Below are 26186 nucleotides of genomic sequence, written 5' to 3'. Positions count from 1 at the left end.
ACGTCACGAAAGGGCCGGTCGGAACCGGCTCGCGGCCTTTAGCAAATCAGTTCCGGCGAAACAAGTGCGGCGGAAACGAATTCGCCGACGCAATGCCGTCGGCATCGCGGCCTGGGCATGCAGGCGGAAAAATGCCGGCCAGGGATGCACGTCTCGGCCGGTCGCCACGATTTGCCGGTGGCTTGGACATATCGTCCAACCCGTCTGCCGCAGGCGCATTTCGTTTGAAATTCCCGCCCCTTGCGCGCTAAACCTGCGGCTCGACCAATCCGGACATTGCAGGGCGACGCGCAGTTGGAAGGCCAGGAGGAAACGACGGCGGTCGGCGCCGGCCATGAGGCCGAGCATGCCGACATCTATGGCGAAGACGGGGTGATCCGCCCGTCCTTCGTCGCGCATATCGGCGCGGCGATCGCCGACCGCGACATCCTGATCCTGCGCAAGGATGTCGGCGACCTGCACCAGTCCGAGCTCGGCGACCTGCTTGAGGCCCTGCTGCCGGAGCAGCGGCGCACGCTTGTCGACCTGCTCGGCACGGATTTCGATTTTTCCGCGCTGACCGAGGTCGACGAGGCGATCCGCCTCGACATCGTCGACAATCTGCCCAACGCGCAGATCGCCAAGGCGGTGCAGGAACTCGATTCCGACGACGCCGTCTACATTCTCGAAGACCTCGACCAGGCCGACCAGGACGAGATTCTGGCGCAACTGCCGTTCACGGAGCGGATCAGGCTGCGCCGCTCGCTCGACTATCCGGAAGAGTCGGCCGGCCGCCGCATGCAGACGGAGTTCGTCGCGGTGCCGCCGTTCTGGACGGTCGGCCAGACGATCGACTACATGCGCGAGGACAACAATCTTCCTGACCGCTTCAGCCAGATCTTTGTCATCGACCCGTCGTTCAAGCTGCTCGGCGCCATCGACCTCGACCAGATCCTGCGCACCAAGCGCTCGGTAAAGATCGAAGAGATCATGCACGAGACGCGGCATGCGATCCCGGCCACGATGGACCAGGAAGAGGCGGCGCGCGAGTTCGAGCAATACGATCTTCTGTCGGCGGCAGTCGTCGACGAGAACGAGCGGCTGGTCGGCGTGCTCACCATCGACGACGTGGTCGACGTGATCCAGCAGGAGGCAGAGGAAGACCTGCTGCGCATGGGCGGCGTCGGCGATGAGGAACTGTCGGACACGGTGGTGGCGACCTCGCGCTCGCGGGTGCCGTGGCTGCTGGTGAACCTGGCGACGGCCTTCATCTCGGCCACCGTCATCAGCCAGTTCGGCGCGACCATCGAGGAGATGGTGGCGCTGGCGGCACTCATGCCGATCGTCGCGTCGCTCGGCGGCAATGCCGGCACGCAGACCATGACGGTGACGGTGCGCGCGCTCGCCACGAAAGACCTCGACATCTACAATGCCGGCCGCGTCATCCGTCGCGAGGTGCTGGTCGGCCTGCTCAACGGCTCGATCGTCGCGGTGATCATCGGCGTCATCGCCGGTCTGTGGTTCCACAATCCCGATCTCGGCTATGTCATCGCCACCGCCATGGTCATCAACATGCTGGCGGCGGCCCTCGGCGGCATCCTGATCCCGCTGCTGCTCGACCGGCTCGGCGCCGACCCGGCGATCTCGTCGTCGATCTTCACGACCATGATCACCGACGTCATCGGTTTTCTCGCCTTTCTCAGCCTCGCCACCTGGTGGCTGCATCTGGGCTGATCACTCCCGCATTTATGACGAGACCTAAATTTATCGAAGGGTGGTGGTCGAGCGACCGATCGGGCGCTAGTTCTGTCTTAATGTATGTGGAGGATTCAACGATGAAACGCGCAAGAATCGCTCTCGTCACCGCTTCCATCGTCGCGCTGAGCGTCCTTCCGTTCCAACTGGATTTCGGCAAACTGGGATCGATCGGGCCGACGCCCGCCTTTGCCAAGGAAAATGGCAACGGAGGCGGTAATGGCGGCGGTGACGGTCACGGCAATGGCGGCGGAAACGGCCATGGCGGTGGCCATGACCGCGGCGGCGAGCATGGGAGTTCGGCCAAATCCGACAACGGAAAGTCGGCCTCGTCACGCGGCTCCTCCGGATCGGCTTTCGGCAAGGACCGGTCGCGGGCTGCGAGCCTGGATGGCAAGGGCGGCTCCAAGGCCAAGTCCGCGAAGGCGGCCGGCAGGGCCCGGGCTCAGCAGTTTGCAGCCGTTCCTGACCTCGCGCCGGTACCCGGCGTCAAGCCGGTCAAGGAGAAGAATTTCAAGGCCAAACTTGCGGGCCTCAATTCGCTGAACCGCAATTACCATGCCTATCTGAATTCGCAGTCGCCGCGCATGGCCGCCATTCGGGACTATGTGATGGCCTCGGCCGAACTGGACATCGCCCGGGACAAACTTGACGCTGCGAATTCCCAACTGGCGACGGCGCGCGAGGATTTCGCAACGGTCGTCGATCGTATCGACCCGGTACCTTATGATGACGCGGTTGGCGTCTACGACGATCCCACCCTCTCGGAACTCAACGATCGGCTGGATCACCTGAAATCGGTCGAGGTCGCGCCAGAGGATCAAGCCGCGCTGGACGAGGAGATCGCGGATCTTGGGTCGATCCTGGGTAGCCCCGAGGCCGATGCTCTCGCTGACGCGACGGCGGATGCCGCCGATGCCCGCAAGGCGGCTGACGCGGCCGCGGTGGGTACGGACGACGAGACGCTTCGGGATGCGCTGGAGGCTGCCGCGAATCAGAATCGTCTGGCGCAATATGGTGACGACTATGTCGACGACGAGATGATGGACTGGGCCAAGGACGTGCTCGGTGTCGGCGACGATTTCGGCAAGATCGACGAAGTGCGCGCAAGCCTGGAGGCGAGCAGATAGGCAGCGAATCGACCCGCAGTCTGCTTCTCGGGTCAGGGCGGCGGCCGTGGTTTGAATTGACTTTTACGTAAATGCCATGCGATGTTTCCGCTTCGGAAACTCCCGGCAGGACGGCAGATGCGCGAATATTATTCGATTACCGAACTCACCAAGGAGTTCGACATATCGACGCGCACCTTGCGCTTCTATGAGGACGAGGGGCTGATTCAACCCATCCGGAGAGGGCGCACGCGGTTGTTCCGGCCTTCCGACCGGCACCTTGTCCGCCAGATCCTGCGTGGCAAAAGGCTGGGTTTTTCGATCAACGAGATCCGCGAAATCATCCAGATCTACCGCGAGCCGCCGGGCGAGGTCGGGCAGTTGAAGCTGCTGATCAAGCGCATCAACGAGAAGAAGGAAGACCTTCGCCAGAAGCGCCGCGACCTCGAGGAGTCTCTCGCGGAACTCGATCAGGCGGAGGAATCCTGCGTCGAGCGCCTGGCCGAACTCGGCGTCAACACCTGAAAGGGGGCTCAGATCGGTGTGCCATGATCGGGGCTCCTGACACAAAGCTGTCGGCAAGTGGCGAATCAAGAGGTAACAAAAGTCAGCTTGAGGGCGTATTAGATAGCAGTTCGTTTCGGCGCTCTGTTTGCGGAGGCACACGATGAGCGAGACCAGTTCCCTTTTTGGGTTGTTGCGCAATTCCGCCGATCCGAACGTCGCGCAGGCCGTCGAAAAGCTCGTCACCGACGGCTCCGACCGCGAACTCTGCCGGGTGAATGTGCTGGCCTTCGCCGCCAAGCACGGTCTCGACGAGGAGCGCGCCATTGCCGGGTTCCTGCATGCGGCTTCGATAGGCCTGTTCGACATTTCGTGGAACGTGCTTTGTCCCGGCTGCGGCGGCGTGCTCGATTCCAACACGACGCTGAAGACGGTGGCGCGGGAAGAATATGTCTGCTCGCTTTGCGCCGAAGGCTATTCGCCCACTCTGGACGAGATGGTGGAGGTCACCTTCACGGTGAGTCCGCGCGTGCGCCGCATCGCGGCGCACAATCCGGAGGAAATGCCGCTCTTTGAATATCTGCGCCAGCTCTATTGGGGTTCCGGGGTCGACCTGCCGGAAAACGACTATGTCGAGACGCTCGAAAGCATGGTGATCGAACACGTCGAGGTCGATCCGGGCGAAAAGATTGTCCTCTCGCTGCAATTGCCGGCAGAGTTCATCATCGTCTTCGAGGCGGTGACGCATGCCGTTCAGTTCATCGACGTCAAGGGCGAACCGACACGCGAGCGGCAGAATCTTTCGCTCGTCTACGATCGCGAGCACGTGGACAACCAGACGTTGGAGATGCGCCCCGGACCTATGCGGATCGCCATCGAGAACCGCAGCAGCACGCGCGTCCTTCCCGCCGTTTTCATTGCCGGCGACCCGCTGCACCATCTGATCGAGAAACGCCGACCCTTCCTGACGGCCAAGCGGTTACTCACCAATCAGACGTTCCGCGACCTCTACCGTACCGAAACGGTGGCGGTCGACCAGCGGCTGAAGATCACCAGCCTGACGTTCCTATTCACCGACCTGCGCGGCTCGACCGAACTCTATGAGCGGGTCGGCGATCTCACCGCCTTCGACCTGGTCCGCAGCCATTTCCAGGTGCTGCAGGACATCGTCGCGGCTGAAGCCGGCGCCGTGGTCAAGACGATCGGCGACGCGGTGATGGCGACCTTCCCGACGCCCGACCGTGCGGTTGCGGCGGCGCTGCGCATGCGCGAGGCCATGCAGGAACTTAATCGGAAAAGCGGCAGCGAGGACCTGCTCCTGAAGATCGGCGTGCATGAAGGCCCTTGCATCGCCGTCACCATGAACGACCGGCAGGACTATTTCGGGCAAACGGTCAACATCGCCTCGCGCGTACAGGGGCTCGCCACGTCGCGGGAAATCTTCGTCACCAGCGCCGTCATGGAAAACAAGGATTCTGCCGGCATACTCGAATCAAAGCGCCTGACGCCGGTATCGCAGGACATGAACCTGCGCGGCATTGAGCGCGAGGTGCGAATCTACGCCATTCCGTGACGCGTGATCGTTCCGGCAGGTTCTTATAACCAGCGTCGTACCCGGGTGGCGTAGTCGCGGTATTTCTTGCCGAAGCGCGCTTCCAGATGCTTCTCCTCCGGCTGGATGGTGATCTTCTGGACCATGAAGGCCGCGATCAGCCCTGCGAGCAGGAACCAGACGCTTCCGACGATCAGGCCGACGCCGAGCGTGATCATGGTGTTGCCGAGATAGATCGGGTTGCGGGTGAAGGAGAACGGCCCCGAGGTCACGAGATGCTCGGAGACGCGATTGGGCATGATCGTGGTTTTGGCTTTGTGCATCACCCGCACGGCGGAAATGCCGATGAAGGCGCCGGCAGCGGCAAGCAGCCAGCCCGCAGCGAACAGGATGTCGTTGAGCGGCCCCTCGATCCAGGGCAGGGGATAGACGATGAAGAGGACGATGCTGACCGCTATCGCCGACAGATAGACGATCGGCGGCCAGGGCCCGCGGTTCGGGGCGGTGAGGGGCGTGGTCATGGCGCCGGGTCCTCCAGATTGTTCTCCTCGGTCGTCGCGGTGCACATACCGGCGAGGTCCGTCACACGCTCGCGCAGACCGGCCTCGTCCGCGCCGGCAAGCACCTTCGGCAAGTCTCCACTGGTTTCGAGCCCGTCGAGCATGCACGCACAATAGCGCGCGCAGAAGGCTTCGTCTCGGCTCTGTTGGCAGTTCGCCTCGCAGGCATAGCGGAAGCCGACCTCGGGTGTCTGCTGCGCGGCCGGCCAGACCTGCGAGAACAGCCAGACACAGCCGATCAGCACCGGCTGGTGAATGAGGTAAAAGGCAAGGCTGTGACGGCCGAGGAACTGCAGCGGTCTCGACCAGCGCCCCGGATGCAGCGTCGCGAGGCGCGCCGTCAGGCCGGTGTCGACGGCAAGCCGCGCCACGGCGATGCCCAGCAGGACCGCTCCGAACCAGGGGAACAGCGGGACATAATCATTGGAGCGCGGATTGGCAGGCGCCAAGCCGACCCACCAGAGCGCCGGGTGACTGAAAATGTAGCTCCTGAAGAACTGCGGCAGTGCGATGACCGCGACGGCTACCAGCAGGGTCAACAGCGCCGGCAGCCGCAGGAAGACGAGACCGAGCAGGCTTGCCAGCGCGATCTGATGGAGGATGCCGAAGAAGATGAAGGCGTTGGGGACCGCGAAATAGGTGATCACCGAGATCGCGAGCGCGGCACCGGCAACCATGGCGAAACGCCGCCAGAACCCGGGCCAACGGATACCGCGTGCATGCGCCAACACGAGACTGACGCCGACCAGAAACAGGAAGCTCGAGGCGATAGAGCGGGCGAACAGCTTCCACGCGCCGAAACCGGTCGTGCCGGGAAGCACGTAGCCGAAGAATTCGAGGTCCCAGGTGAAGTGATAGACCGCCATGGCAATGAGCGCCACGCCGCGCGCCACGTCGAGCCATTCCAGCCGCCCTGGGCCGGCGGCGGTTTTTTGGTCGGATCGCGGATCAGGATGCATGCGGAAAGTTCCCGTTGCCGGTCGGTGTAGCACGGCTAGCACGGGCGGCTGCGCAGGTGAACGGAATTGGGCGGGGCCACGGTGTCCCATGCCACCGGCTTCGGACGCGGACGCGACCATCCTCCTCCGATTTCGTCGCCCTGTGATCAAGCCTTTGGACCACAAGCGGTTTCGATGCTAGCCAGCATTCCATAACGACGCCGAATCGTCGGTTTCCTGCTAACGGCGCTCCGCTCCGCCTGCGAATTCTCGGGCGGTTTTGCGGGGCGCCGATGGCAACACAGGTCAGGCATCCGATCTGGCTTCCCGCCGTGCGTCCGCCCGGCGCGCGGACCTTCGCCAGCCTCTATGCGGTGGAATCCTTCGCCCGCGCCACAGTCTCCAGCGTCATCCCGATCCAGGCCTATGAGATATTGGCCAGCAAGCAGGGTGTCTCGATCCTCTACACGGTCGTCGCCCTACTCGGCCTGTCGGCCACGCTGTTCATGCCGATGATCATCGGCCGCCTGTCGCGGCGCTGGGTCTATACGATCGGCACCTGTTTCCTGGCTCTGGGCTCCGCGCTGTTCGTCACCCACACGCTGGCGGGCCAAGTCGGCGGCATGCTGCTGCGCGTCATGGGTGCCAGCGCGCTGGCGATCACGCTCAACCTCTACATCATGGACCACATCCGCAAGGCCGACGTGATGCAGTCCGAATCGATGCGCATGGCCTGGTCGATGGTGGCGTGGACCGGTGGCCCGACGCTCGGCGTCTTTCTCTACACCCGCTTCGGCATCGTCGCGCCGCATCTGGTGGTCGTGGCCTTCGCGCTGACGCTGCTCATACTGTTCTGGTATTTCCGGCTCACCGACAACGCCCAGATCCGGCCGGGCAAGACGCGCGCCGTCAATCCGCTGAGCAATATCGGCCGCTTCGTCGCGCAGCCGCGGCTGAGGCTGGCCTGGATCATCGCCTTCGGCCGCTCCTGCTTCTGGACGACCTTCTTCGTCTACGCGCCGATCCTGATGGTGGCGACCGGGCAGGGCGAACTTGCCGGCGGCCTGCTCGTGTCGGCCGGCAACGCGGTGCTGTTCACCGCGATCTGGTGGGGCCGCCTCGGCCGGCGGTTCGGCGCGCGCAACACCATGGCGATGAGCTTTTTCGCGCTGTCGGCCGTGCTTTGGATGGCGGGACTGTGCGGCGAAGGTTTTCCGCTCGCGGCGGGCCTTCTGCTGCTGGTCGCCTCCTTCTTCGCCGTGGCGCTGGATGCGCTGGGCTCCACGCCCTTCATCCGTTCGGTACGCGCCTATGAACGGCCGCAAATGACGGCGGTGTACCGGACTTATCTCGACCTGTCGGAACTGCTGCCGCCCCTGATCTATTCGGTCGTCCTGGCCTTTGGCGGGCTGGGCGCGGTGTTCGCGACGCTGGGCTTCTTCACCGCCATTTGCGGCCTGATCACGTGGCGCTACCTGCCGAAGTCGATGTAGCCGCCTGTTGGCGGGCGCCGCGGACCCAGTCGTGGAAGCGGTGCAGAGCGTATTCCTCCGGCATCAGCACGCCGGCGCGATGCGGCCGCGCATGCAGGCCGCGCTGGTTGACCTCGCAGATCGCCGCGTCCTCCTCCAGCACGGTCTTGCCGAAGGCGACGATGTTGTCGATGTCCTGGCTTGCCTCGGTCAGCGCCTCCGGCGGGAACAGCCATTCGGCGGTGAGTTCCGTCTGCTCCGGGCCGAGCGGCACAAGGCGCACGGTTCTGACATAGTCGACATGGCCGACGATGAACATGGACGGCAGGTTCATCGCATAGTTCTGGCCGGCGGCACGTTCCGGGTCGCTCAGGCCCTCGAAACGGTGCTTCAGCGCGGCGCCGTCCTGCGACCAGGTCTCGGCGCCCTGGCGCAGGCCGCCGGAGAACTGCGGTTCGTCATTGTCGGCATGCAACGCCCATTCCGGGTCGTCATGGCGGGCCATCAGGCCGCGCCCGTAGATCGGAACAAGGGCGGACAAATGCTTGTGCACGCCGGGGCAATGCAGGCATTCGTTAAAATTTTCCCAGAAGATTTTCCAGTTGCAGTCCATGACTTTGGTCAGCACATGGCCGGTGACCAGCCCTTCCAGCGGCCAGTTCGCCAGGTCTGCCGAATCGCGATCGAGCGTGGAGGCCGGCGTTCCCAGCGGATCTTCGGCGAGATTGATGAAGACAAAACCGCGCCAGGCCGACAGGGCAACGGGATAGAGCGGATAGTCGGCCTTGTCGAAGCCGGGCGGCAGCGATTTTGACGGCACGCGGACGAGGTCGCCGCGCAGCGAATAGGACCAGGCATGATAGGGACAGGTCAGCAGTCGCGCCTTCAGCCGTCCCTCCGCGTCGCGGCAAAGCTGTGAGCCGCGATGACGGCAGGTGTTGTGGAAGGCGTGCAAATCGCCCCGGTCGTCGCGCAGCATAAGGATCTGCTGTGTGCCCAGCGTGAAGACACGGTAGGCGAGCGGCTGGGAAAGGTCTGCTTCGCGGCAGACCATGATCCAGTTGCGATACCAGATCGCCTCAAGCTCGCGCTGGAACTCCGCTTCGTCCCAATAGGCGGCGGAAGGCAGGGTGGCCTCGGCCGACAGCAGGCCGTTGTAAGGATCGCTCTTCACCGATTCAGGGGTCATCGCGTTCTCCATTTGTATGAGCGGACACCTCGCGCCGGGCTTTGTCAACTCCGTGCCGGCGCGGCTTGCCACAGGGGGCAGCGCCGGGCGATTGTGCGCGGCGAAGGGGCGAGGGCGCCCGAGGCGGGGAAAGCCGCATGAAGCCGCGCATGATGGCACTGACCGAGGAGATGGTGGCGCGCTGCCGTCGACACGTCGCCGATACCGGTCCGGAGCCTGGGCTCGGCTATCTCGACGAGGAAGACTATGCACGTCTCCTCGATGCCACGATTGCGGTACGGCCGCCCGGCCCGATCTGGTTGTTTGCCTATGGTTCCCTGATCTGGAAGCCAGAGGTGGACCATATCGAGGAGCGCATCGCCACTGCCCGCGGCTATCATCGCGCCTTCTGCATTCACCAGACACGCTGGCGAGGCACCCTTGAGCAGCCGGGGCTGATGATGGGCCTGATGCGTGGCGGCCAGTGCCAAGGGGTCGCCTTCCGCCTGCCGGCCGGCGACCCCTCTGAGGTCATCTCCCGTCTGATCCGCCGCGAGATGACGGCAAAGCCTTCCACCTACCTGCCGACCTGGCTGAAGCTCGATACGGCTCACGGGCCGTTGGCGGCTCTCGGCTTCGCGGTCAACCCCAAGGGCCGCACCTTTGCCGGCAAGCGAAGCGATGCCGATGTGGCGCATATCCTGGCACGGGCTTGTGGGCATCTGGGGTCGGGCGCGGACTATCTGTTCCAGACCGTGCGCAATCTCGAATCGCGCGGCATACACGACCGCTGCCTTTGGCGATTGCAGCAACTGGTCGCCGCCGAACTCGCCGCCGGCGAAAGCGATTCCGTCTAAGCCGGTCACGCAATGTCGGAATCGGATTTGCAGCGGCGCCGATTTACGCCTATTGTCACGATCGTCGTCGGTTCCGATTGGAACCAAGAGGGAATGCGGTGCGGGCTGTTCGCCCAATGCCGCGGCTGCCCCCGCAACTGTAAGCGGCTAGCCCACCCCGAATGCCACTGAGGATTTTCCTCGGGAAGGCGGGGCCGGGCGAGAACCCGCGAGCCAGGAGACCTGCCGGCGACAGGTTTGGATCAAGGGCCCTCGGGTGGAGGGCGAAAGGGACATTTGGAATGAACACGGCTTCGACCTCCCTCGGCGTACAGGTGTCGGCATCGTCGCGCGCGATGCAGCTTGCGCTGGCTGCACTCCTTGGCATCTTCATCGTAGGCTTCGTCGGCTTCTCGCAGGTGGAGGCCGCACACAACGCGGCTCATGATTATCGCCATTCGATGGCGTTTCCCTGCCACTGAAGAGGGGCTGACATGAACCTCTTTCGCAACGTCGTGTTCATCGCGGCGATCGCGGGGCTATTGGCAAGCCTCGTCATGGCCGCAATGCAATCTTTTGCCACCGATCCGCTGATTCTCAAGGCGGAAAGTTATGAAAACGCCGCCGAGCCTGCCCATGACCATGGCGCACCGGCAGCCGACGCAACTGCGGCCAGCGAAGCTGCACCGGCGGTCGCCGCGCATGAACATGAGCATGACCACGGGGGCTGGGCGCCCGCCGACGGGTTCGAGCGTTTCGCCTTCAACGTGCTCGCCAATCTTGTCAGCGGCTTCGGCTTCGCGTTGATTCTCGTTGCCGTCTCGGAATTCGCAGGCGGCATTTCGAGCTGGCGCTCCGGTGTGCTCTGGGGATTCGCCGGCTTTGCGGTGTTTACCCTAGCGCCCGGCCTCGGCCTTCCGCCGGAACTGCCGGCCATGCCGGCTGCCGACCTCGGCGAGCGGCAGGTATGGTGGGTCGCGACCGTGGCCGCAACGGCTGCGGGACTTGCGCTTATCGCCTTCCGGGGCACGGTGGTGCTGTCGATCCTCGGCGTGGCGCTGATCGTTGCACCGCATATCGTCGGCGCACCGCAGCCGGAAAGCCATGAATCGCCGATCCCCGCCGACCTGCACCACCAGTTCGTGGTCGCTTCCACCGTCACCAACCTGATCTTCTGGGTATTGCTCGGCGGTCTGGTGGGCGCTATCCGGACGCGGTTTTCCGGAACCGCGGGCTCGCTGCGCAACCAGCTTGCCTGACAAAACCTCGCTGACCTTCGTTCTCGGCGGCGCGCGCTCCGGCAAGAGTTCGCACGCCGAGACACTCGTGACGGCCTATCCGGCGCCCTGGATTTATATCGCCACGGCGCAGGCCTATGACGACGAGATGCGGGAACGTATTGCACTGCATCGCGCCCGGCGTCCTGCCGGATGGGAAACGGTGGACGCCCCGCTCGATGTGGTCGGGGCGCTGGCCGCCGTGCCGGACGGCAGGCCGGTCCTGCTCGATTGCCTGACGCTCTGGCTTTCCAACCATATGCTCGCCGAACATGATGTGGAAACCGAGAGCCGGCGGCTCGCCGATGTGCTTTCGCGCCCGCGCGGCCCCTGGTTCGTCGTTTCGAACGAGGTTGGGCTGGGTATCGTGCCCGACAATGCGTTGGCCCGAAAATTTCGTGACGCCGCGGGGCGGCTGAACCAGGCGGTGGCCACCGTGGCAGACAACGTCGTCTTCATGGTCGCCGGGCTGCCGATGCGGGTGAAATGAAATGAAGAGCGTCGACGACGAGGAAGCGGCCCGCCACAAGGCGAAGATGGCCAAGCGCAAGGCGGTCCAGGATGCCGAGGTAGCGGGCAAGACGATTGAAAAAGGCCTGCTGATCGTCAACACCGGTCCTGGCAAGGGCAAAACGACCGCCGCCTTCGGGCTGGCTCTGCGCATGCTCGGCTACGGCAAGCGGGTGGGCGTCGTGCAATTCGTCAAGGGTGCCTGGCATACGGGCGAACGAGCCGCCTTTGCCGCCTTCGGCGACAAAATCGTCTGGCACTCGATGGGCGAGGGGTTCACCTGGGAGACGCAGGACCTGAAACGCGACGTTGCGGCGGCGGAGGCTGCCTGGGCGAAGGCGCTCGAACTGATGGCCGATCCGTCGATCAGCCTGATTGTGCTCGATGAATTGAACATCGCGCTGCGCTACGACTATCTCGATCTCGATACGGTGGTTGCCGCGCTGGCGAACCGCCGCGAGAGGTTGCATGTCGTGGTGACCGGCCGCAACGCAAAGCCGGCGCTGGTGGAGGCCGCCGACCTCGTCACCGAAATGGGCGCGACGAAGCACCATTTCGCAGCCGGCGTGAAGGCGCAGCAAGGCATCGAGTTTTAAAACATGTCGCACCCAATCGGCCTCATTCTACCGGGCCGCTTTGGGCCAAATCCGTCGGGCTTCGTCTTGTCCGGGTCACCAGCCCGACCTGCGACGAAGCCCTCGACCTTGTCCCAAACCGTCGCCGGCAGAATGTGGCCGGTCGGATGCGACACGCTTTATGTTTTTCGAAAGCCGTTTCGGTAGACGAAATACCGTCCTTCCCGCGCGCCGTCTGGCATCGGCAATTGACTTGCATCCTCAAGATTGAGTGGAAGATCGGAAACAACGATGGCGCCCGGCGCCAGCAGCGGAGACAGACAGGCCGCGAGCATGCTGGCTGTCTCCTTGTCGCGCTTCCGGTCATAAGTCCCAAGATCGGCATGGGCGAGCATGACGCGCCTCGCGAAGCGATCCGTCAGAGCCACCAGTGTCCGGCCAATCTCGCCGACGATCAGACGCTCCGGCGGAGGCCTGCAATCGGCGATACAGTCGATCGCGCGATCGAAGACGTAGATCTCGCGATCAGGCAAGTGCTTGCGCATATGATCGTAGGTGCGGCCATGGCCGAGGCCGAGTTCCAGCACGAGGCCGGGCTTGCCCGCAATGGCGCAGAATGCCCAACTGAGGCATTCATGCTGGGCTTGGAGACGGTAATAGAGTTTGTCGAGACGTGTCAGCATGGCCGTTCACCATCGTCTGACGGTGTCACGTCGGGCTAAACGCGCCGGACGGTCAGTGGCTCCAGTTGAGATGCAGGAGCGCCGCAATTAGCGCGAACAACACGATCAGAAGCGCATCGGCCGTCCAATACAGCCGCAGCGCCCGGAGAATGTCAGCGGTGGTCGCCTCGCGGCGTCCGCCTTCGCCCATGAAGGCATCCTTGACCACCACGCCCCCATAGGCGCGTGGCCCGTTCAGCGCCAGTCCGAGCGCGCCGGCCATCGCCGCCTCCGGCCACCCGGCATTGGGCGAGCGGTGTTTTTTGGCGTCGCGCAACACGGTGCGCCAGGCCGCGCCGGGGCTGGCACCGGGAACGAAACAAGCGGCCGCCACCAGCAGCAGAGCAGTCAGGCGCGAGGCGGGCAGGTTGATGAGATCGTCGAAACGCGCGGCCGCCCAGCCGAAGGCAAGGTGCTTTGGCGTGCGGTGGCCGATCATCGAATCGGCGGTGTTGGCCGCTTTGTAGGAGACACCGCCAGGTAACCCGCCAACGCCGAGCCAGAAGGCCGGCGCGACGATGCCGTCGGAGAAATTCTCGGCGAGGCTTTCGATGGCGGCGCGGCAGACGGCGGCCTCGTCGAGTTCTTCCGGGTCGCGGCCGACGATCATCGACACGGCTCTGCGGCCGGCGGACAATCCTTCGCGATCAAGCGCTTCGGCGACGGCCTTGACGTGGCTGGCGAGGCTGCGTTGGGCCAGCAAGGTGCATGCTAGAACGGCCGTAAGCAGGATCCCGAAAGGTAGAGCGCCGAGCAGGGACGCCAGCGCGAAGGCGATGCCTGCCGGAATGCCGACCAGCAGAATCAAGGCGATGCAGCCCCAAAAGCGACGGGTCGTGTCGGAGGCGGTGGCGCGGTTGAGCGTCCGGTCGAGCAGAGAGATCAGATGGCCGATCCAGATGACAGGGTGGCCGATTGCGCGCACGAGGCGGTCGGGATAACCGAAGGCCAGTTCCACCAGGAGCGACAGGAAGGCGAGCGGAGCGGACATGACGCCTGCGGGAAAGATCGAAACGGTGGATGACCACGGCGGCAGCCTGGGCAGGGCGCGGGCGCTGTTTCCGCAGGCGCCGCAACCCTTTGTCGACCTTTCGACCGGGATCAATCCGCACTCCTATCCGCTTTTCGATCTGCCTGCCACCGCCTTTACCCGGCTGCCCGAGGCTGCCAGGCTGGAGGAATTGAAGAAGGCAGCAGCGGAGAGCTACGGCGCTCCGGCCGCCGCGAATGTTGCCGCGGCGCCGGGGACGCAGATTCTGTTGCCACGGGTCATGGCTCAGGCGTCGCCGGGGCGGGCGAAAGTGCTTGGACCGACCTATGCCGAGCATTTCCGTGGCGCGGCGCTTGCCGGGCATAGTGTGGAGGAAACAAGCGATTTCAACGATTTGTTCGATTCGGATATCGCCGTGGTGGTCAATCCGAACAATCCCGACGGGCGGGTGACGGCGCGCGGAAAGCTGCTCGATCTGGCGGAAACGTTGGCGCGGCGGGGCGGATTGCTGGTGGTCGACGAGGCTTTCATGGATGTGGGGCCGAAAGCGCAAAGCCTGGCCGGCGATGTCGGGCGGCCAGGGCTGGTGGTGTTGAAGTCCTTCGGAAAATTCTTTGGGCTGGCCGGTGTCCGGCTGGGATTTGCGCTTGCCGAACAAGGGGTTGCGGCAAGACTGGAAGCCGAACTCGGACCGTGGGCGGTGAGCGGCCCGGCGCTGGAGACCGGCATCGGTGCCCTTGCTGACGATACGTGGCAGGAGGCGATGCTCGACCGGCTTGCGGGCGAATCGGAAAGACTGGATAAGTTATTGGAAAGCTTCGGCTTGACGGTCATCGGCGGCACCTCGCTCTACCGGTTTTTCGAGACGCCGGTGGCGCAGGCGTTGTTCGTGGCGCTTGGCCGGAATGGCGTCCTGCTTCGCAATTTTAGCTGGAGCAGATCGGCGCTGCGCTGCGGGCTGCCCGCCGACGAGGTGGCGTGGAGCCGGTTGCAAGAGGCGCTGGTGGCGTGGAAAAGTAGGAAGAGTTTCAAGGAGTTGGCGTCGTGATCTATGTCTGTTCGCTGGCGAGGATCGAGGAAACGGTTTCGAGGACCGGCGCTGAATGGATGCTCTCGTTGCTGTCGGAAGGCACGGTGGTGATGCGTCCCGCGGCGATCTCCGAGGATCGGCACCTGCATATCAAGATGCATGACATAGCCGAGGCGCAGGAAGGGATGACGCTGCCCGCCGAGGAGCACGTGCGCTCGCTGATCGACTTCGGCCGCGCGTGGGACCGGCGCAAGCCATTGATCGTGCATTGTTTTGCCGGGATCAGCCGGTCGACGGCAAGCGCCTATATCATCGCGGCGGCACTTGCACCGGAGCGTGACGAAGCGGAACTGGCGGCCACGCTGCGAAGACTGTCGCCCTCCGCGACTCCCAATCCGCGGCTGATTGCGCTGGCGGATCAGATGCTTAGCCGGGAGAACCGGATGGTCGAGGCGATCCGGTCGATCGGACGGGGTGCGGATGCTTATGAAGGCGTGCCGTTCGGCCTGGAGATATGAGGACGGGATTTTGCGCGCCTGTGCATATTGCGGTGAATTCGGTCACATTGAACCCGCGTCAAGTTCGAAAGATTCAATGTTATCAACGTACTGTCAAAAAAGCGTGCGGTCTCTGGTCATTTTGACCTGACGCGACCCCCTCGCCAACATGCCACGCACGCCGTTTTGGCGGTCGCTGGCCTGACCCGCCACGCCAATGCGATGACGGGAGATGCCGGGCTCGCCCTCAATACGGTTGACGATGCCGGCAGAGGCAAACGTCGATTCCCGATGCCGCCGGCCTACGAAATATAGGTCGTCAGCGGGGCGGAGCGGACGTCGCGCAGCAGACGGACAAAACCGTCCGCCTGGTGCTCGGCGGTTAGGCGGCCTTTTTCGGCGGTTGCGATGGAGGCGTCGCCGACAACGCCGTGCGGGTTGAGGTCGGTGGCGATCCAGGCGAAGGCGTGGGTGCCGGTGTGACGCAGAAGTTCGAAGTCGGCTTCGGCGCGGGCGACGTTGGACACGAAATTCTGGGCCTTCGACATGTCGACGAGGTCGGGCCGGAAATGCAGCATCAAGGAAGTCTCGACGTCGCCGCCATGGATGCCATGGCGATCTTCCAACTCGGTGTACATGCCGGTGGGGCGGCCGAATCGCTGCCAGCTTGTCTTGACCGAGAGCATGCCGAAGCGGACCCGCAATTCGCGCGAGACGATGCCCATGATCTCCTCGTTGCCCCCATGTGAATTGACGAAGACGATTTTTTTCACGCCGGCCCGCGCCACCGAGGCGCCGAGTTCCGTCCAGGCCTCGATCAACACGGGGGCGGGCAGGGTGAGGGTGCCGGGGGCGTAGAGATGCTCGTTCGACTTGCCGACCGACTGCACCGGCAGGATGCGGATGTCGAGATCGTCCGGCAGGCGGGAAATGACGGTGTCCAACATGCCGTGCATGATGGTCGTGTCGGTCGAGACCGGCAGGTGCGGGCCGTGCTGTTCGATGGCCGCGACGGGCAAGACGGCGATCGTCTTTTCGGGATCGATCGAGCCATATTCGGTGGTGCGGTAGTCTCCCCACCAGGGGCGGCGATTGCTAGTCAAGGGAAGCTCCGGGGACAGTTTACTTTTTTCCTAGGAAAGGCTGATGCGTTTCAGAATCCGCATTGGCGGAAAAAAGTAAACTGTCCCCAGCGTTCATCCTGCCGCGATCACCTCCACCTCCACCTTGAACTCCGGCCGGGCGAAGCCGGAGACGATCATCAGCGTCGAGGCCGGCGCGGGGTCGGAAAACAGCCGGTCGCGCACATCCATGTAGGGACGCAGATGGGCGCGGTCGGTGACGAATGCGTTGATGCGCACAATGTCTTTCAGGCCGAGATCCGCCTCGGCGAGGATTGCCGCGACATTTTGGAAGCAAAGCTCGGTTTGCGCTCCAGCGTCCTCGGGGATCGATTCATCCGCGCCAATGCCGAGTTGCCCCGAACACAGCACCAGCCGCTTGCCCGGCGGCACCTCGACGCCGTGGCTGTAGCGGGCAAAGGGCGGTTTGATGGTTTTCGGAGCGAGGTATTGCAAGATTGGAATTCCTATCGTCAGGCCGTGCCTATTCGGCTGAATATGTTTGGATAGCGTCCGAAGCCGATGTACGCGATCTCCGCTATTAGAGGCCGGTGCTTTTCTCCATGGCCTCGGGATACCGTGTTCCCTCAATTTCGATCCGCTCGGCGGCTGTGTCGATGTCGTGCAGGTCGCCGGCGGACAGGGACAGGTCGAGCGCGCCGAGATTCTCCTGCAGGCGCGCGAGTTTCGTCGTGCCGGGGATGGGCACGATCCATGGCTTCTGTGCCAGCAGCCAGGCGAGCGCCACCTGCGCCGGCGTGGCGTTGTGGCGGGCGCCGACCGAGGCGAGCAGGTCGACCAGCGCCTGATTGGCTTTCCTGGCCTGCGGCGTGAAGCGCGGCAGGTTCTGGCGGAAATCGCTGGCGTCGAAGGTGGTGGTCGCATCGATCTTGCCGGTGAGGAAACCGCGGCCGAGCGGGCTGAAGGCGACCAGCCCGACGCCCAGCGTTTCCAGCGTATCGAGAATTTCGGGGCGGCGCGTCCACAGCGAATATTCGTTCTGCAGGGCCGCCACCGGCTGCACCGCATGGGCGCGGCGGATCGTGTCGAGACCGGCCTCCGACAGGCCGAAATAGCGCACCTTGCCCTTGGCGATCAGGTCCTTCACCGTGCCGGCGACGTCCTCGATCGGCACGTCCGGATCGACGCGATGCTGGTAGAGAAGGTCGATGACGCCGGTCTTGAGCCGCTTCAGCGAAGCGTCGACGACCTCGCGGATATGTTCGGGGCGGCTGTCGACACCCGAATGCCGGTCGTCTCCGGCGATGCGAAAGCCGAATTTCGTGGCGATGATCACCTTGTCCCGAACCGGGGCGAGGGCCGGGCCGACCAGTTCCTCGTTGATGTAGGGGCCGTAGATCTCCGCCGTGTCGAAGAAGGTGACGCCGACGTCGACGGCCTTGCGCAGGAGCGCGGTCATCTCGCCGACATCCTTGGGCGGACCGTAGGACGAACTCATACCCATGCAGCCCAGGCCGAGGGCGGAGACTTCGAGGCCGCTGGTTCCGAGTTTGCGTTTCTGCATGTGTGTGGTCCGTTCCTGTCGATGCCCGCGCCGGGCAAAGTAGCGCCCGGCGGCGTCGTATTCCAGCCATGCGGTGCGTTTCACAAAACGCCGATTCGAAAACAGAGCCCCGAACAGGGCTCGCTCGCCGATTCGGTTTCTGCGAAAGTGCGGCAAGAACGTCCGCCGACAGGCATCCAATGACCCGCTCGCTCACGATCCACTTCGATCCTGCCCAGGCGGAGCAATTCTTGCTCATACATCGGGTACAGAACTTCGGAGAAGACGTCTTCAGGGAACTTCGTGTCACGCAATGGGGCGAGATCGACATCCACGAGGTCGACACGGCTACGGATTGCCTCGTCGTGCGGCGCATTGCGAATTCGAAGGTCCGGCGCCTCAAGGCATGGATCGAAAGGGAGATGGCGCGCCAGCATCTGAAGGGCCTTGTCGAAATCGGCTGACGGCCGTTGCGCGGTGCGTGGACAGCCGCCCGCAAAATATGCACTGTGCCGTTCGTGGAGGCACGGCTTGCGCGCGCGGGTTTCCGAAAGGCGTGGGACTGATGCCGGCGGCCAGGCGCCGCCGGTGGCATAGGGATTGCTTCCGGGAAAAATGGTTTGGAGCGCCGCGGCGTGCGCGGGCAGGACGAGGGTGGTGTCGATGAACGGGAATCTTGGAAAACTGTCGGTGGCGCTGGCGGCGCTGGCTGCGTCGGCCATCGGCGCGGGCGCGGCCGAAAAGGTCACCTACATGACCAACTGGCTGGCCCAGGCCGAGCATGGCGGCTACTACCAGGCCGTCGCCGACGGCACCTATGCCGCCTGCGGCCTAGAGGTGACCATCCAGCAGGGCGGCCCGCAGGTCACCGGCCGGCCGCTGCTGCTTGCCGGCAAGATCGACTTCTACATGGGCGGCAATTTTCTGCAGGCCTTCGACGCGATCCAGCAGGGCATTCCGCTGCGCGTGGTCGCCGCCTCCTTCCAGAAGGAGCCGCAGGTGCTGATGACCCATCCCGGCGAGGGGCTGGACAAATGGGAGGACCTGAAGAACGCCGAGCAGTACATCATCGGCGACGAGGGTTTTCAGAGCTTCTTCCAGTGGATTGTCACCGACTTCGGCTGGGATCCGGGAAAGCGCATTCCCTACACCTACAATCCGGCGCCCTTCATCGCCAACAAGAAATCCGTCCAGCAGGGCTACGTGACCTCCGAGCCCTTCGCGGTGGAAAGGGAAGGCGGCTTCGTGCCCAACCAGTTCCTGCTCGCCGACTACGGCTTCGCCACCTATGCGACGACGATCGAGGCCATGCAGGAGACGATCGACAAGCGGCCTGAGGTCGTGCAGTGCTTCGTCGATGGCTCGGCCAAGGGCTGGTACAATTATCTCTACGGCGACAACAAGGCCGCCAACGAGATGATCAAGAAGGACAATCCCGACATCACCGACGAGCAGATCGCCTTCTCGATCGCGCAGATGAAGAAGTTCGGCATCGTCGATTCGGGCGAAGCGGAAAAACTCGGCATCGGAGCCATGACCGACGAGCACATCCAGAAATTCTACGACACGATGGTCAAGGCCAAGGTGGTTCCGGCCGGTCTGGACGTCAAGAAGTCGTATACGCTGGATTTCGTCAACAAGGGCGTCGGGCTTGATCTGAAGAAGTGAGGTCGATCCTGCATTTTATGGTGCGTCGTCCGGCATGAGTTCTGCGAACGGGTTGGTGCAGCAGCAGGTCGAGGCTGACCCGCTGCTCATGCTGCGTGGGATCGGCAAGACCTTTTCCAACGGCACGACGGCGTTGCGCGATGCCGATATGACGATCCGCGAGGGCGATTTCCTGAGCCTGCTCGGGCCGTCGGGCTGCGGCAAGTCGACGGCACTGCGCATCATCGCCGGGCTGCTTTCGCCGACCTCCGGCGTGCTCGACTGGCGCAAGACGCTTGACAGGGACAGCGTCGGCTTCGTCTTCCAGGAGCCGACGCTGATGCCCTGGGCGAATGTCTTCGAAAACGTATGGCTGCCGCTGCGCCTGCGCGGCGTTTCGCGCGCCAAGGCCGCGCCGGCGGTGCACGAATTGCTGGAGCGGGTGCGGCTGACCGGCTTCGAGAAGGCGATGCCGCGGGAACTCTCCGGCGGCATGAAGATGCGCGTCTCCATCGCGCGTGGGCTGGTGACGAAACCGCGGCTGCTCCTGATGGACGAACCGTTCGCGGCGCTCGACGAGATCACCCGCTTCCGGTTGAACAACGACCTGCTCGGCCTGTGGCAGGACGAGCGTTTCACCGTGGTCTTCGTCACCCACAGCGTGTTCGAGAGCGTGTTCCTGTCGAACCGCATCGTCGTCATGGCGGCGCGGCCGGGAAGGGTGTTCGAGGAACTCGCCGTCGATGCGCCTTACCCCCGCGATGAGAAATTCCGTACGTCGCCCGATTATGCGGCGCTCTGCCGGCAGGCGTCCGACGTGCTGGTAGACGCCATCAACGCCACAGCGACGGACGTCCGCGCATGACGGCCATCGAGGAACCCCGCACCCTGGTGCTCGACGCCGAGGAGGCAAGGCGTGCCCGCAACGCGCGGCTGGAAAAGGTCGGGCGCTGGGTGCTGCCGGTCGTGATCATGCTGGCGGCGATCTTTATGTGGGACCGCATCTGCGTCTGGAACGAGATCCCGAAATATATCCTGCCGCGTCCCGGCGTCGTGCTGGACACGCTGATAGCCGATGCCGGCCTGCTGTTCTCGTCGCTGCTGGTGACGCTGCGCATCACGTTTTTCAGCCTGGTGCTGGCGGCGGTCGGCGGCGTCGGGCTGGCCATCCTGTTCACCCAGTCGAAATGGGTGGAAATGTCGCTGTTTCCCTTCGCCATCGTCTTGCAGGTGACGCCGATCGTGGCGATCTTTCCGCTGATCAACATCTATGTCGACAACCAGACGGCGAAGCTCCTGCTCTGTTCCTGGATCGTCGCCTTCTTCCCGATCCTGTCCAACACCACGCTGGGGCTGAACTCGGTGGACCGCAATCTGATCGATCTGTTCAGGCTGAACGGCGCGACGCGCTGGCAGCAGCTTTGGCACCTGAGGTTGCCGGCGGCGATGCCGTATTTCCTCGGGGGACTGAAGATCGCGGGCGGCCTGTCGCTGATCGGCGCGGTGGTGGCGGAGTTCGTGGCGGGTGCTGCGGGGCAGTCGTCGGGGCTCGCGTCGCGCATCATCGAGGCCGGCTACCGGCTCAACGCGCCGCGGCTGTTCGCGGCGCTGTTTTTGATCTCGCTGACGGGTATCCTGATCTTCCTGGTGCTGACGCTGGTGTCGCACCTCATTCTGCGGAGTTGGCACGAGAGTGCGGTCAGGCAGGAGGGGTGAGGGCTGTTCCGTGAGCTATCTTGCCGTGAGAAGTGGCACTCTACCCGGGCGACACCAATGACGACCACGGTAAAAATCCCGACGACCGGCTGGTATGTGCTGGGCAACGCCCGCTTGCACCAGTCGCTAACGCCTGATCTCGATGGCCCGGTTGACCGCGACGGGTTCGCTCTAGTCGACATCGCGGTCGCGGATGGGCGGATAAAGGGCATTGCGCCGCGCGGCGATCGGCCGGAACCGCCGCGCGCGATCGATCTTGCCGGGCGGATCGTGCTGCCGCGTTTCGTCGACTGCCACACCCATCTCGACAAGGGCCATATCTGGCCGCGCATGCCCAATCCGGATGGGTCGTTCATGGGCGCGCTGGACGCGGCCGGCTCCGACCGGCTGGTGCATTGGAGCGCGGAGGATGTGGCGCGGCGCATGGACTTTTCGCTGCGCACCGCCTATGCCCACGGCACCAAGGCCATCCGCACCCATCTGGATTCCATTGCGCCGCAGGAGGAGATTTCCTGGCCGGTATTTGCTGAGATGCGCGAACAGTGGCGTGGCCGCATCGAATTGCAGGCGGCGAGCCTGATCGGCATCGAGGGAGTTCGCGAGGAGACATGGTTCGCGAAACTGGCGCGGCGCGTGGCGGAGGCGAGGGGCGTGCTCGGCGCAGTGACCTATATGGTGCCGGACCTCGATGTGCTGCTCGACCGGGTTTTTCGCGCGGCAATCGATTGCGGGCTCGACCTCGACTTCCATGCCGACGAGACCGAGGACCTCGCCGCCGTGTCGCTGCGCCGCATCGCGGAAGCGGCGCTGCGGCACAGGTTCGAGGGGAAAATTCTGGTCGGCCATTGCTGCGCGCTGTCGCGCCAGCCTGACCGAGAAGTGAAGGTCACGCTCGACAGAGCCGCCGCCGCCGGACTGGGCGTGGTGTCGCTGCCGATGTGCAATCTCTACCTGCAAGACCGGCGCGCCGACGGCACGACGCCGCGATGGCGCGGAGTGACGCTGCTGCACGAGATGAAAGTGCGCGGCATTCCGGTAGCGGTGGCTTCGGACAACACACGCGACCCGTTTTATGCCTATGGCGACCTCGACATGCTGGAGGTTTATCGAACGGCGACGCGTGTCCTGCATTTCGACCATCCCGTCGCCGACTGGCCGCGTGCGGTCGCGGCCACACCGGCTGATATGATGGGCCTGGACGGGGTTGGAACACTGACGGTCGGCGGGCCGGCCGATTTGGTGATCTTTCGGGGGCGCAGTTGGACCGAGCTTCTGTCGCGGCCGGAGGCCGACCGCATCGTGGTGCGCGACGGACGGGCGATCGAGCGCAAGCTGCCGGACTATGACGAACTGGACGATCTGATGGGGGGAACGAATGGATATCGCGGCGCTGAAGTCTGACCTCGAAGGGCTGAAGATCGAGGACAACCCGGCCATCGTCCAGCAGAAGAGCCGCGACTTCTACTGGTACAGCCCGGTGCTCAAGCGACAGCTGGAGGATGTCACGGGCGACCTCGTCGTCACCCCGAAAGACGAGGCGGAGGTGATCCGCGTGCTTGCCGCCTGCCATCGGCACGACGTTCCGGTGACGCCGCGCGGCACTGGCACCGGCAATTACGGCCAGGCGATGCCGCTTTCGGGCGGTGTCATCCTCAATCTCGCCGAAATGAACGCGGTGAAGGCGATCTCCTCCGGCCGCGCCGTGCTTGAGCCGGGCGCGGTGCTGGCCGACATCGACAAGGCGACCAAAGCGGACTCGGCACAGGAGCTGCGCCTGCATCCCTCCACCTACGCCACCGCCTCCATCGGCGGCTTCATCGCCGGCGGGTCGGGCGGCGTCGGCTCGATCAATTTCGGCGGCTTGCGCGATTTCGGCAACGTGATCCGGCTGCGCGTCGTCACCATGGAGGCGGAGCCGAAGGTCCTGGAACTGACCGGCGAGGACTTGCACAAGGTCACCCATGCCTACGGCACCAACGGCATCATCACCGAAGTGGAGATGCCGCTCACCGCCTCATATGACTGGGTCGACGTGATCGTCGGCTTCGATCGCTTCGCCGACGCCGCGCGCTATGGCAACGCGCTCGGCTGCCAGGACGGCATTTTGACCAAACTCATCACGCCGGTCGCGGCGCCCGCGCCGTGGCTCTATTTCAAGCGCCACCAGAAATTCCTGAAGGAGGGCCAAAGCGTCGTCATCTGCATGGTGGCACCGCACGCACTCGACGCCTTTCGTGCCTTCACGCGCCGCGAAAAGGGTGAGGTCGTCTACGACGCCTCGCTGGTCGAGGACCGCAAAGGCATTCCGCCGGCCTACGAACTCGCCTGGAACCACACGACGCTGAGGGCGCTGCGCGTCGATCCGTCGATCACCTACCTGCAGTCGCTTTACCCGTTCCCGAACCAGCTTAAACTGGTCGAAAAGGTCGATGGCATGTTCCCGGGGGAAGTCATGTCGCATCTCGAATTTGTGCGATTCGACGGCAACATCACCTGCTTCGGCTTGCCGCTGGTGAAGTTCACCACGGAGGAGCGGCTGGACGAGATCATCCATACCTACGAGGAGAATGGCTGCCCGATCTTCAACCCGCACCGCTACACGCTGGAGGAGGGCGGCATGAAGCAGACCGACGACATCCAGCTTGCGTTCAAGCGCCAGGCCGACCCGCAGGGGCTGCTCAACCCGGGCAAGATGATCGCCTGGGAACATCCGGAATATGATTATCGCAGCGGCAAGACGTTTTTGTTCAAGGGGCTGGAGCGGTGACGCGCGCAGCGCTTTCCCTCCCCCTTGCGGGGAGGGTGGCCGCGAAGCGGCCGGGTGGGGTCAGAGCGGTAGTGCGCCAACTTCTTTCTCTCTGCGATTTTCGGAAGTGACAAGGATGGAGCACGGCCGCGCCGACCCCACCCGGCCGCTTCGCGGCCACCCTCCCCTAGAGGGGGAGGGGGAAGTCGGCCGATGAAAATCCTCGTGCTGCACGCCCATCCGGTCGAGACGAGTTTTAATGCCGCTCTGCACCGGCTGATCGTCGATCGGCTCGAAAAGCGGGGTCACGCGATCGACGATTGCGACCTCTATGCCGAGAATTTCGAGCCACGGCTGAGCGCGGCCGAGCGGCTTGCCTATCACGACCCGCGAACACACGATGAAACGATCGCGCCCTATGTGGACAGGCTGAAGAACGCCGAGGGTCTCGTTCTCTGCTATCCCGTGTGGAACTACGGTTATCCCGCCATCCTGAAAGGCTATTTCGACCGCGTTTTCCTGCCAGGCGTGTCGTTCGAGATGGTGAAAGGCAAGGCACGGCCGTCGCTGCACAACATCCGAAAAGTGGCGGCAGTGACGAGTTATGGCGGCAGCCGGTTGCGCGCCTGGCTGATGGGCGACCCGCCTCGAAAGCTGGTCAAGCGGCTGATGCGCTCGACGGTAAGGCCCGGTGCGCCGGTGTCCTACATGGCGCATTATTCGATGAACCTTTCCACCGACGCTTCGCGAAAAGCCTTCATGGAGAAGGTTGCAGCCAGGATGGACGCGTTCTGAATGCGTGTGCTGGTCGTCTACTGCCATCCTGTGCCGGAGAGTTTTTGCGCCGCACTGCGCGACGCGGCGGTGGAAACGCTGACGGCGCGCGGCGACGAGGTGCGGCTGGTCGACCTCTATGCGGAGAAATTCGACCCGGTCATGCAGCCGGAGGAGCGGCGGCGCTACAATGACGGGCCGCCGGCCGATCCGGCGCTGGCGCCCTATGTCGAGCAACTGAAATGGGCGGAAGCCGTGCTCTTCGTCTATCCGACCTGGTGGTACGGCCTGCCGGCGATGCTGAAGGGTTTTTTCGATCGCGTCTGGGCGATGGGCGTGGTGTTCGATCTGGCGCCGCAAGGCGGCATCGTCTCGCGCGTCGGCCATATCCGGCGCATCGGCATCGTCACGACCTGCGGGGCGACACGGTTCCTGTCGATCCTGATGGGCCAGCCGGGCCGCAAGACGATTCTGCGCGGCATCCGCGCGCTATGCGGAGCGCGGGCACGGACGGTGTATCTGGCGCATTACGACATGGATCGGTCGACGTCCGAGAGCAGGGCGGCGTTTTTGAAGACCGTGAAGAGCAGGTTGGCGCGGTTCTAAGCGCTACTCGAAGAGTTCTGCATGCGTGCCGGCGCGAACGAAGACGATCGCATTCCCCTCAATTTGATAGATGAGCAGGAAGTCGCCGCCGATGTGACATTCGCGGTGGTCGCTCCATTCACCCTTGAGTGGATGATCCAGCCATTCCGCAGGCAAGGGCGCATCATTGGCTATGAGAAGCAGCATCGCCTCTTTCAGCCGACGCATGTCGAAGCGTCCCGAGCGCGAAAGGCGCTCCCAATCCTTTGCAAAACTCTTCGTATAGTCCGCCGAACGCGGCGGGAAGGCCCGCTTGCTTTCAGCGGGCTTTTTCATCGAGCGATCCGATCAAGGCATCGCCGTCGCTGAAACGCTGCGCCTTCTCCTTGATCAGCACGCGCGCCTCTTCCATCGCCGAGCGGGTCTCCGCGTTTGGAACGCGCAATTCAAAGGGTAGGGCCTTGTCCTTGGCGACGCGGGTCAGGGTCATCCTGACCACGTCGGAAACGGTGAGGCCCATCTCGGCGAGCACCGCCGCAGCCTCGTCCTTCAACTGCTCGTCGATTCTTGCCCGCACAAATGCAGTCGCTGCCATGAGATGCTCCTTGGCAAAAATGT

At 63.9% G+C, this 26186-nt stretch carries 30 protein-coding genes and 1 riboswitch; of the genes, 20 read left to right on the top strand and 10 right to left on the bottom strand.

Annotation, left to right across the window (positions count from 1 at the left end; genetic code table 11):
- The first annotated feature begins 294 nt into the window (after nt 1–294).
- The 4 genes from mgtE to ABMA59_RS04525 all read left to right on the top strand — a co-directional run bounded on the left by mgtE (nt 295) and on the right by ABMA59_RS04525 (nt 4920).
- A complete protein-coding gene (mgtE, locus tag ABMA59_RS04540; RefSeq protein WP_349004124.1) occupies nt 295–1713 on the top strand; it encodes a magnesium transporter in 1419 nt (472 codons plus the stop codon).
- Nucleotides 1714–1814: 101 nt separating this feature from the next.
- Nucleotides 1815–2864, top strand: coding sequence for a hypothetical protein (locus ABMA59_RS04535; RefSeq protein WP_349004123.1), 1050 nt, complete (start codon nt 1815–1817; stop codon nt 2862–2864).
- 117 nt (nt 2865–2981) lie between these two features.
- A complete protein-coding gene (locus ABMA59_RS04530; protein WP_349004122.1) occupies nt 2982–3368 on the top strand; it encodes a MerR family transcriptional regulator in 387 nt (128 codons plus the stop codon).
- Between the two features lie 142 nt (nt 3369–3510).
- Nucleotides 3511–4920 (top strand): adenylate/guanylate cyclase domain-containing protein, encoded by a 1410-nt coding sequence (locus ABMA59_RS04525; protein ID WP_349004121.1) that lies wholly within the window; start codon nt 3511–3513, stop codon nt 4918–4920.
- Between the two features lie 23 nt (nt 4921–4943).
- On the opposite strand, the gene ABMA59_RS04520 is transcribed toward ABMA59_RS04525, so the two are convergent.
- The gene (locus ABMA59_RS04520; protein ID WP_349004120.1) at nt 4944–5420 is read right to left on the bottom strand and encodes a methyltransferase family protein; all 477 of its coding nucleotides are present in this window, start codon (nt 5418–5420) and stop codon (nt 4944–4946) included.
- Nucleotides 5417–6418, bottom strand: a complete 1002-nt coding sequence (locus ABMA59_RS04515; protein WP_349004119.1) for a heparan-alpha-glucosaminide N-acetyltransferase — start codon at nt 6416–6418, stop codon at nt 5417–5419. The genes ABMA59_RS04520 and ABMA59_RS04515 overlap by 4 nt, the downstream gene beginning before the upstream one ends.
- Before the next feature lie 272 nt (nt 6419–6690).
- On the opposite strand from ABMA59_RS04515, the gene ABMA59_RS04510 reads away from it, so the two are divergent.
- The gene (locus ABMA59_RS04510; RefSeq protein ID WP_349004118.1) at nt 6691–7890 is read left to right on the top strand and encodes an MFS transporter; all 1200 of its coding nucleotides are present in this window, start codon (nt 6691–6693) and stop codon (nt 7888–7890) included.
- Here ABMA59_RS04510 and ABMA59_RS04505 read toward each other — a convergent pair.
- Nucleotides 7859–9058 carry an aromatic ring-hydroxylating oxygenase subunit alpha gene (locus ABMA59_RS04505; RefSeq protein WP_349004117.1) on the bottom strand — a complete coding sequence of 400 codons (1200 nt, stop codon included), beginning with the start codon at nt 9056–9058 and terminating at the stop codon, nt 7859–7861. The genes ABMA59_RS04510 and ABMA59_RS04505 overlap by 32 nt on opposite strands.
- A gap of 137 nt (nt 9059–9195) precedes the next feature.
- Between ABMA59_RS04505 and ABMA59_RS04500 the strand changes: the two genes are divergently transcribed.
- The 5 genes from ABMA59_RS04500 to cobO all read left to right on the top strand — a co-directional run bounded on the left by ABMA59_RS04500 (nt 9196) and on the right by cobO (nt 12256).
- Complete coding sequence (locus ABMA59_RS04500; protein WP_349004116.1) at nt 9196–9894, top strand: gamma-glutamylcyclotransferase; 699 nt, start codon at nt 9196–9198, stop codon at nt 9892–9894.
- A gap of 51 nt (nt 9895–9945) precedes the next feature.
- A riboswitch (cobalamin riboswitch) is annotated at nt 9946–10138 on the top strand.
- A 37-nt stretch (nt 10139–10175) separates the two neighbouring features.
- Complete coding sequence (locus ABMA59_RS04495; RefSeq protein WP_349004115.1) at nt 10176–10355, top strand: CbtB domain-containing protein; 180 nt, start codon at nt 10176–10178, stop codon at nt 10353–10355.
- Between the two features lie 12 nt (nt 10356–10367).
- A complete protein-coding gene (locus ABMA59_RS04490) occupies nt 10368–11132 on the top strand; it encodes a CbtA family protein (RefSeq protein ID WP_349004114.1) in 765 nt (254 codons plus the stop codon).
- Nucleotides 11125–11640, top strand: coding sequence for a bifunctional adenosylcobinamide kinase/adenosylcobinamide-phosphate guanylyltransferase (gene cobU, locus ABMA59_RS04485; protein ID WP_349004113.1), 516 nt, complete (start codon nt 11125–11127; stop codon nt 11638–11640). Before ABMA59_RS04490 ends, cobU begins: the two co-directional genes overlap by 8 nt.
- Before the next feature lies 1 nt (nt 11641).
- Nucleotides 11642–12256 (top strand): cob(I)yrinic acid a,c-diamide adenosyltransferase, encoded by a 615-nt coding sequence (gene cobO, locus ABMA59_RS04480; RefSeq protein ID WP_349004112.1) that lies wholly within the window; start codon nt 11642–11644, stop codon nt 12254–12256.
- A 158-nt stretch (nt 12257–12414) separates the two neighbouring features.
- On the opposite strand, the gene ABMA59_RS04475 is transcribed toward cobO, so the two are convergent.
- The gene (locus ABMA59_RS04475; protein WP_349004111.1) at nt 12415–12918 is read right to left on the bottom strand and encodes a class I SAM-dependent methyltransferase; all 504 of its coding nucleotides are present in this window, start codon (nt 12916–12918) and stop codon (nt 12415–12417) included.
- Nucleotides 12919–12970: 52 nt separating this feature from the next.
- Nucleotides 12971–13948 (bottom strand): adenosylcobinamide-phosphate synthase CbiB, encoded by a 978-nt coding sequence (cbiB, locus tag ABMA59_RS04470; protein ID WP_349004110.1) that lies wholly within the window; start codon nt 13946–13948, stop codon nt 12971–12973.
- On the opposite strand from cbiB, the gene cobD reads away from it, so the two are divergent.
- Nucleotides 13947–14996 carry a threonine-phosphate decarboxylase CobD gene (cobD, locus tag ABMA59_RS04465; protein WP_349004109.1) on the top strand — a complete coding sequence of 350 codons (1050 nt, stop codon included), beginning with the start codon at nt 13947–13949 and terminating at the stop codon, nt 14994–14996. The two genes, cbiB and cobD, sit on opposite strands and share 2 nt — an antisense overlap.
- Nucleotides 14993–15496: a tyrosine phosphatase family protein gene (locus ABMA59_RS04460; RefSeq protein WP_349004108.1), complete on the top strand. Its 504-nt coding sequence runs from the start codon at nt 14993–14995 to the stop codon at nt 15494–15496. Before cobD ends, ABMA59_RS04460 begins: the two co-directional genes overlap by 4 nt.
- 281 nt (nt 15497–15777) lie before the next feature.
- Here the strand turns inward: ABMA59_RS04460 and ABMA59_RS04455 are convergent, their stop codons facing one another.
- From ABMA59_RS04455 to ABMA59_RS04445, 3 genes are all read right to left on the bottom strand, one after another.
- Entirely contained in the window at nt 15778–16578 is an 801-nt protein-coding gene (locus ABMA59_RS04455) for a creatininase family protein (protein WP_349004107.1), read from the bottom strand.
- A gap of 93 nt (nt 16579–16671) precedes the next feature.
- Nucleotides 16672–17055 (bottom strand): RidA family protein, encoded by a 384-nt coding sequence (locus ABMA59_RS04450; RefSeq protein ID WP_349004634.1) that lies wholly within the window; start codon nt 17053–17055, stop codon nt 16672–16674.
- 82 nt (nt 17056–17137) lie between these two features.
- A complete protein-coding gene (locus ABMA59_RS04445; protein WP_349004106.1) occupies nt 17138–18121 on the bottom strand; it encodes an aldo/keto reductase in 984 nt (327 codons plus the stop codon).
- Nucleotides 18122–18300: 179 nt separating this feature from the next.
- Here ABMA59_RS04445 and ABMA59_RS04440 point away from each other — a divergent pair, with 179 nt between their 5' ends.
- From ABMA59_RS04440 to ABMA59_RS04405, 8 genes are all read left to right on the top strand, one after another.
- Nucleotides 18301–18564, top strand: coding sequence for a hypothetical protein (locus tag ABMA59_RS04440; RefSeq protein WP_349004105.1), 264 nt, complete (start codon nt 18301–18303; stop codon nt 18562–18564).
- A gap of 199 nt (nt 18565–18763) precedes the next feature.
- Nucleotides 18764–19768 carry an ABC transporter substrate-binding protein gene (locus tag ABMA59_RS04435; RefSeq protein ID WP_349004104.1) on the top strand — a complete coding sequence of 335 codons (1005 nt, stop codon included), beginning with the start codon at nt 18764–18766 and terminating at the stop codon, nt 19766–19768.
- Between the two features lie 34 nt (nt 19769–19802).
- Complete coding sequence (locus ABMA59_RS04430) at nt 19803–20612, top strand: ABC transporter ATP-binding protein (protein WP_349004103.1); 810 nt, start codon at nt 19803–19805, stop codon at nt 20610–20612.
- Nucleotides 20609–21463, top strand: coding sequence for an ABC transporter permease (locus ABMA59_RS04425; RefSeq protein WP_349004102.1), 855 nt, complete (start codon nt 20609–20611; stop codon nt 21461–21463). Before ABMA59_RS04430 ends, ABMA59_RS04425 begins: the two co-directional genes overlap by 4 nt.
- A 57-nt stretch (nt 21464–21520) precedes the next feature.
- The gene (locus ABMA59_RS04420; protein ID WP_349004101.1) at nt 21521–22864 is read left to right on the top strand and encodes a cytosine deaminase; all 1344 of its coding nucleotides are present in this window, start codon (nt 21521–21523) and stop codon (nt 22862–22864) included.
- Nucleotides 22839–24230 (top strand): FAD-binding oxidoreductase, encoded by a 1392-nt coding sequence (locus ABMA59_RS04415; protein ID WP_349004100.1) that lies wholly within the window; start codon nt 22839–22841, stop codon nt 24228–24230. Before ABMA59_RS04420 ends, ABMA59_RS04415 begins: the two co-directional genes overlap by 26 nt.
- 192 nt (nt 24231–24422) lie before the next feature.
- A complete protein-coding gene (locus ABMA59_RS04410; protein WP_349004099.1) occupies nt 24423–25004 on the top strand; it encodes an NAD(P)H-dependent oxidoreductase in 582 nt (193 codons plus the stop codon).
- Nucleotides 25005–25589 carry an NAD(P)H-dependent oxidoreductase gene (locus ABMA59_RS04405; protein WP_349004098.1) on the top strand — a complete coding sequence of 195 codons (585 nt, stop codon included), beginning with the start codon at nt 25005–25007 and terminating at the stop codon, nt 25587–25589.
- A 3-nt stretch (nt 25590–25592) separates the two neighbouring features.
- Here the strand turns inward: ABMA59_RS04405 and ABMA59_RS04400 are convergent, their stop codons facing one another.
- Both ABMA59_RS04400 and ABMA59_RS04395 read right to left on the bottom strand, forming a co-directional pair.
- Nucleotides 25593–25904 (bottom strand): type II toxin-antitoxin system YafQ family toxin, encoded by a 312-nt coding sequence (locus tag ABMA59_RS04400; RefSeq protein WP_349004097.1) that lies wholly within the window; start codon nt 25902–25904, stop codon nt 25593–25595.
- Entirely contained in the window at nt 25888–26163 is a 276-nt protein-coding gene (locus tag ABMA59_RS04395; protein WP_349004096.1) for a type II toxin-antitoxin system RelB/DinJ family antitoxin, read from the bottom strand. Before ABMA59_RS04395 ends, ABMA59_RS04400 begins: the two co-directional genes overlap by 17 nt.
- Nucleotides 26164–26186 lie beyond the last annotated feature (23 nt).

Origin of the sequence: Mesorhizobium yinganensis (genome assembly GCF_040081985.1) — a bacterium.
Classification (GTDB): Bacteria; Pseudomonadota; Alphaproteobacteria; order Rhizobiales; family Rhizobiaceae; genus Kumtagia; species Kumtagia yinganensis.
Note: the sequence above shows the minus strand (reverse complement) of the source record. Positions and strands in the feature narration are given on the sequence as shown.